This window comes from Fastidiosipila sp. (assembly GCA_012511175.1).
In the GTDB taxonomy this organism is placed as follows: domain Bacteria; phylum Bacillota; class Clostridia; order Saccharofermentanales; family DTU023; genus UBA4923.
Genome location: JAAZGO010000013.1, coordinates 20572 through 27321 on the forward strand (window position 1 = coordinate 20572; position 6750 = coordinate 27321).

A 6750-nucleotide genomic window follows, 5' to 3' on the forward strand; every position below is an offset into this window, starting at 1 on the left:
CCAAGCCCGCCGTCAGTTTTCGGGATTAACGATTCTTCGGGTTTCCCACAACAACTTGACTCGCACTTACAATGAAACATGTTAATATGTGAAAGTATTGGTTAGGCTGGTTGTGCCTTTTTCTCCGTGCCAAATTTTGGGGCTTGAGGGTTCTTTCTCCACCATATAGAGGGAGTGGCTACCGGTGAAAGAGGCAAGAGAGGGTGTAGGAGAACGGAGTTGAATAAGGAGCGAAAAATGAGAGGAAACAATATCACCTGCAGGAGCGTGATCCTGGTATTGGCTGTTGCCACAATCGCTCTGGCTGTGGCCGGTTGTGGTGGAAAAACAAGTCCAACGGTAGAACCAACCATCTCTCAGGCAGAATTTCGTTGGCCCTCAAGTGAAATCGCCGGCATGCTGCCCGTGCCAGAGTCAACTGTCGGAACGCTCGAATGGGAAACAGCTGCTGGAATGTTAGTCAGAATGAGGAACACCTCAAAGGAACAATATGATGCCTACGTCGACGCATGCCGTGAATGGGGTTTTGTGAATGACTACGCCAGGAGTGATGAATCTTATTCTGCTTATAATGAAGCAGGATATTTCCTGACGCTTGAGTACCGGAAAAATGCCATGTCGATCGAGATTGAGGCTCCTGCTGAGGCGAAAGAACCTGACAGAACGGAAGAAGCGACCGTCGTAGAGACAACGGCACCCCCGACAACCGCCCAGGAAACACCCGCTGAAACGACCAAGGCGGACGATCCGGTTTCAGGAATCAGACCAGAGTTCAAGAAGGCCATGGATAGCTATGAGGAATTCATGGATGAGTATGTCGCCTTTATGATCAAGTACAAAGGATCAACGGATCAGCTGGGCATGTTGACTGAGTATTCCAGTTATTTGGTGAAGTATGCCGATGCGATGGAAAAGCTCGATGAGCTTGATGATGAAGAATGGTCAACAGCCGAGACTCTTTACTTTACCGAGGTGATGACCAGGGTCAACGAAAAACTGGCAACAATCCCTTAGAGCGACATGCCAGCGGGTTTCCAATAATCCTGTGGTTAAAAGAAGCCGCTTGCCAACACCTGGCAAGCGGCTTTTTGTGCTTTGGATTTCGCGGGAAAAGCACGAAAAGAAAACAAAATCAGTCGATCAAGACCAGCTTGATGTGACGCTTCTTTCCCATGCGCAAGAGCAGTTCACCGTCCGAGAACAGATCCTCTGTGAGCTCCGCGTACAGTTCCTTGACCTGCCCGTCGTTAACGTAGAGGCCGCCCTGTTCGATCAGGCGTCTTGCTTCGCCCTTTGACCTGGTCAGCTGGAGACTTGCCAGAACGTCAATCAGGGGGCGGTTGAGTTGATCCCTATTGACGGTTTCAGTGGGAACCGAGGTGTCGTCGCCACCACCACCAAAAAGAGATCTGGCCGCCTCTTCTGCTTGTTTGGCCTTTTCGTGGCCATGGACGACGGCTGTGACCTCGTAGGCCAGGCGGATCTTAGCCTGGTTGATGTCAGCGCCTTCAAGCTTTTCATAACGGCGGATCTCGTCCATGTCAAGAAAGGTGAGAAACCGCATGAATTTGGTTACGTTGGCGTCATCCACATTCCTCCAGTGCTGGTAGAAGTCGTAGACGGAATATTTGTTCTCATCAAGCCAGACCGCGCCCTTGGCGGTCTTGCCCATTTTTTGTCCGTCGGGTGTCTCAAGCAGCTTGAAGGTCATACCGTAGGCCGGCTCCTGCTCTTTCTTCCGGATCAGCTCGGTGCCCGCAATGATATTGGACCACTGATCATCGCCGCCGGCCTGGAGGCGGCAGCCGTACTTGCGAAAGAGCATGAGGAAATCATAGGCCTGGAGGATCATGTAATTGAACTCCAGAAAGGTAAGGCCTGAATCCATTCTTTGCTTGTAGCAGTCGGCTGAAAGCATGCGGTTGACAGTAAAGTGGGGACCCACTTCACGGATGAATTCAATGTAGTTGAGGGGGACCAGCCAGTTGGCATTGTCGTCCAGGATGACCCTGCCTGAGGAAAAATCCAAAAAATGGCTCATCTGTTTGACAAAACAGCCGACATTGTGGGCGATGACCTCAGGCGTCATGACCGACCGCATGTCCTGTCTTCCCGAAGGATCCCCCACGTAACCGGTCCCTCCCCCCATCAGGGCGATGGGACGGATGCCCGCCTGCTGCATATGGCTCATGATCATGATCTGGACCAGATGACCGGCGTGCAGGCTGTCAGCCGTGGGATCAAAGCCCACGTAGAAGGTCGCACCTTCCTGTGACAGATAACGGCGCACCGCTTCTTCATGTGTGACCTGCGCGATGTAACCGCGCTCGAGAAGGGTGTCGAAAACGTTTTTACCCATGTGTGCAACCTCCTTTGATTGATTTTCATAATCTACTTTATCACAGAAACCTGCGGCTGGCAGTTTTGCTATAATCGTGTGACTACCATAAGAGGGAGCATCCCTATGACCAGTCCTGAACAATCAATCAAAATGAAAGATCTGATTTTTGTTGTCCTGCGCGCCTGGAGGCAGATCGCAGTATTCGCACTGGCCGGTGTCGTCTTGCTGGCCGGGCTTGCCTATTACCGCTCCTTTACCGGGGGAGCCGTTGAAGCGCCCGGGGAGGAAATCGTCCTGTCGGACAAGGAGATTGCGGACATTACCGCCGCAAGCATGGGGGAGGACCTTGAGATAGCGGGCTATGCAGAGGAACTGGATTCGCTTAACAAGCGGCTCAGCAGCCTGAGCCGCCGGCAGGAAAAAAGCATTTATCTGACCATCGATGAAAAAGCGCAGGAGACCATCTCCTTCGAAGTTGTAGTGGAGCCTGAGATGCCCCTGCCGGAGTCTGATGAAACCTATGCCCAGCGGAAATATTTCCTGGGCCTCGATTTTTTGAAACTGGCCAAGAGCGACCTGTTCGTCAACTCTATCGCCAGCAAACACTCAGATGGGATTGAAGCGGTCTGGCTCAAAGAGCTTCTGAGTTATGAACTGCTTGATGATAACGTCCTCCATCTGGAAATCATTGGCCCGGATAAGGAGACCGTCCGGTTTATTGCCGAGGCGGCCCGACAATTCTTTACAAGGGACATCCGCGAACATTTGGATGTCACTTACCTGTTTGATGTCGAGATACGAAATGAAAAGATGAAAACGGGCTGGAACCCGGAGGTCAAAGTTGAAAGAGACCGGATCAAAAAGGAACTGGCTGAGATAAGACTGGCCATATCTGAGCAGGAGGAGGCGATTGATGCCAGGCTTGACCAGATCCTCGAGGAAGCCTTGGTTTCAAAAATCGAAAAAGCTGAAGCAGAAGCTGGCCCACCCGCTCCCAGGCCTTCGCGCAGGAAAGAGATGATCAAGTACGGCTTGGCCGGCGCCTTCATCGGCATCCTGCTCGCGGCTTTCATTGCCGTCTTCAAGGCCACCTCCCAAGGTCTGATCTGGTCTCCGGAAGACTTTGCTGACCAGGTCAAACTCTTTTACATTGGGTCGGTTCATGAATCCACAAGCCAGGAAAACAAAAAGATGGGGGCGGGGATCGACCGCTTGCTGACCCGCCTCTTCTACGGGAGGCAAAGGTCTGAAGATCCGCAAAGAGATCTCCATTACACTGCCTCGGTTCTGGAAGGCCTGACCCATGATGCCCGATTGCTTCTTGAAGCGGGGGACCGCTATGTCCTGGCCGTGATCGGAAGCGGCAGTCAAGGCCCGCTTGACCGGCTGGTTCAGGTTTTGAACGGACTTGACCGGCTGGAAGCGGTCAGTGTTGAGCCGGATACGGCTGAAGGGGTCAAAATCCTCAGTTCAGCCCATGGGGTGGTTCAGCTGGTCGAAGCCAGGGGAACCAGGGTCAGGCGCGCGGTGCATGATCTTGAGCTGTCTTTGAGTCTGGGCAGGAAAATTCTGGGGATCGTGGGCCTCGAGATCATTTAGGTTCCCTGGCAGAAGGTTTGGAAGGAGGCGCCTGATTTGCGCCTCTTTTCTTTTTTCGCCGTAAATTTCAGCGAACCATGAGTATCTGGCGCTCGAATTCACTGTGGCAGGCCAGTCCGGCATGGTAATTCCAGAGGGCCTGAGCTTGCAGGTCAAGTGCCGCCTGCTTCGCCGCCGAGGGATCCTTGAGCTGACGGAAGCCGGACGCATTCATGATGACCGGAAGCCGGGCTTCTTTTCGCATGAAGGAAAGGAGGCGCCTGCCCCGCCGGTTGAAACCCAGGACACGGATATAGCCGGGACCATCCGATGTTAAGGCCCGGTCAGCTGCTTCGATGCCCAGGGCGGCTGCCAGGATGGCCCGGCGGATCCGGGTGGCCGGATGGGCGCGTGTGGCCAGCTGATTGATCAGGCGCTCGTAAGGGGTCTTGTCATCCCCCGAGGCTGAGGGCGGATCGCTTCGGATCGACTTGAATAACCGGCCGGCCAGGCCGCCCTGCATTCCCTCCATTTTTTCCAATTTTTCCCGGTCGAAAAAAGCGGGGGAACGCAGGAGCGCGGGTCCCATCACCTCTTCCGGGAGCAAACCCCTGCCCGCAGTGACCGCTTCCATGATGGCGGCGGCTGAGGGCGGGGGAAGAATCCGGGCCAGATAGACAAGGAGGGGATGAAAGTCTCCGGGACCTTTTGAAAGGGCGTGCCAGATCCTGCCCCGGATAAGGGTTGCCGATGTTCCGGCCTTGTCAAAAAGGGGCAGGGCCAGGGTGGGAAGGGGCCCTGACCTGAGCAGGGCTTTTTCATATTCGACCGCCAGGATGGTGTTGGAATTGCGGAGCAGGCCAGCAAGGGAAGGGTCACCGGAGCATTGAGCCAGGGCCGCTTCACGGGCAGCTGCAAAACCCATGCCGGAGGCGATGCCGTCGCGGATGACCCGGCCCAGCGTCCCGGGTTCATCGGCCAGGATGGCCGCGGCTCTTTTGATCTGGCTGTGCCGGCCGGGGTCCTCTGTCCCGTAGGCAATGCGGCGGACCACCCCGGTCGCGAGCAGGCTGTCAACCGCACCTTGGGCGAACCTTTCAGCAGAGGAGGCGGCGAAGGCGGCGGGCAGCTCCAGGACCAGGTCCGCGCCTTCCCTCAGGGCGATCCCGGCGCGCACCCCTTTGTCCAGCAAGGCAGGAACGCCGCGCTGGCAAAAAGGACCGGAAAGACAAACAAGGATGCCGGCATCCTGCCCCAGAAGTTCCCTGATCATCCGGAGTTGTCTGGCATGACCCTTGTGGAAGGGGTTGTATTCTGCTGTCAGTCCGCAGGTTTCCATTTCTCGGAAATCTCCCTTTGATGCTAAAATCAAGCTAAAGGATGGACCGGCAAATGTCAAAGAAAAGGCAGGCAATCTTACTGGGAGCAGGGCTTGTGCTGCTTATTGCCCTGGCTTTGGTCCTGGTCAGTGAATTCACCTTCGGCAGATCCGCCCGGGCGGGCAAACTCCCGGAGCTGCCCGGTACTGCCAGACCGTCCGGTCTTTACGATCCTGATCTTCTGGCACCGGGGGCACTGAAGCTCATTCAAAATAAATTGTCCAGCCAGGTTGCAGTCGATCAGCAGGTCGTGGACGGTCTGCTGGCGGTGTCCTATGAAACCTCACCGAAAAGAGGGGAGGAAGGGACGGTGACGGCACGCTTTCTTGCTTCCGACCAGATTATGTTTGGCAGAGTCCTGGCCAGGATGGGCAGCCGGTCGGAATTTCTGCGCTGGGCCCATCGTTTTGACAGTGCCTACCGGGGCCCGGATGAGTCTTTCCATGCTTCCTGCCTGGCGGCCGGGGATCCGGCGCTTCCAGGAATCGTCTCGCGTCTGGAACCACACTGGAGCGTAACTCTGGCTTACACGCGGGCCTTGCTTGAGGGTTACAGGGCTTTCGGGGGAAAAAGCCTGGAGGCTTTGATCAGGGCTGAATCAGAGCGGCTATTGCCGGTTTTTCTTCAGGGCCAAACGGGCATCGAGCTGACAGCCGGCCCCAGGATGCTCCTGGCTTATGACGAGTGGGATATCCCGCCGCCCGGAACCCTTCCCGAACCGGGGGAAAGTCGGCCGGTCGAGAAGGCCTTCGGCACCCATCTTGCCGATGTGGATCTTTGGGCACTCCTGGCCCTGTCGCGCTTTGATCCCGATTGGGCCCCGGTGGCATCGGACTGGAAGCGGATCGTTTCAGAGGGCAAACTGGACAGCCCCCTGCCGCTTTACGCATCAGCGGTCAGTTCCGGCACAAAAACATATCTGTCTGTTACGGGCGGCAGCTCCCTTGCCAAAACACGGGAACAACTCATCATCGCTCTGCGCTTAGCCGAGGTCGGAACCTTTGACCGCGAACTTATCTCTTTTTTGCGCTCACATCTCCGTGACGGCAAACAGTTGCCCTCGGGCTGGAATCCGGTGTCAGGCGCCCCCGACGGATCAGCCCTTCCTGTTGATTATGCCCTGGCCATGATGCTTGGCCGCGCCGCGGATGATCCGGTCCTCATCGGGGCGGCACGTGAGGTTCTCTCCCTCTCCTATGCCTCCAGCCCGACCTCCGATCTATTCGGCGGCTGGTACCGGCCCGCAGAAACGTCGAGGACCTTCAAGCTGACGGCAGAAGACAACACGGCGGTCCTTGGCGCCCTGCGCTGACACTGTGCTATAACCCGAGTTTTACAGTTATGAGAGAGGAAAGCCCTGCGGACCTTCGTAGTCGCAGGGCTTTCGGGGGTTTTAGGGGATGCAGATAGTTGTTGTGCTATAGCTCCAGCGCGATGGATGAGAGGATCCGG

Annotated in this window: 5 protein-coding genes; 3 read left to right on the forward strand and 2 right to left on the reverse strand. The window is 55.9% G+C overall.

Annotated elements, in window-relative coordinates; translation table 11 throughout:
• Positions 1-237 precede the first annotated feature (237 nt).
• Positions 238-1014 (forward strand): hypothetical protein, encoded by a 777-nt coding sequence (locus GX839_02840; GenBank protein NLB04404.1) that lies wholly within the window; start codon positions 238-240, stop codon positions 1012-1014.
• Between the two features lie 118 nt (positions 1015-1132).
• On the opposite strand, the gene GX839_02845 is transcribed toward GX839_02840, so the two are convergent.
• The gene (locus GX839_02845; protein NLB04405.1) at positions 1133-2359 is read right to left on the reverse strand and encodes a tyrosine--tRNA ligase; all 1227 of its coding nucleotides are present in this window, start codon (positions 2357-2359) and stop codon (positions 1133-1135) included.
• Positions 2360-2464: 105 nt separating this feature from the next.
• Between GX839_02845 and GX839_02850 the strand changes: the two genes are divergently transcribed.
• Positions 2465-3940, forward strand: a complete 1476-nt coding sequence (locus GX839_02850) for a hypothetical protein (protein ID NLB04406.1) — start codon at positions 2465-2467, stop codon at positions 3938-3940.
• A 67-nt stretch (positions 3941-4007) separates the two neighbouring features.
• On the opposite strand, the gene GX839_02855 is transcribed toward GX839_02850, so the two are convergent.
• The gene (locus GX839_02855) at positions 4008-5258 is read right to left on the reverse strand and encodes a nucleotidyltransferase family protein (protein ID NLB04407.1); all 1251 of its coding nucleotides are present in this window, start codon (positions 5256-5258) and stop codon (positions 4008-4010) included.
• 53 nt (positions 5259-5311) lie between these two features.
• Here GX839_02855 and GX839_02860 point away from each other — a divergent pair, with 53 nt between their 5' ends.
• Positions 5312-6610: a hypothetical protein gene (locus tag GX839_02860; GenBank protein NLB04408.1), complete on the forward strand. Its 1299-nt coding sequence runs from the start codon at positions 5312-5314 to the stop codon at positions 6608-6610.
• Positions 6611-6750: the final 140 nt, after the last annotated feature.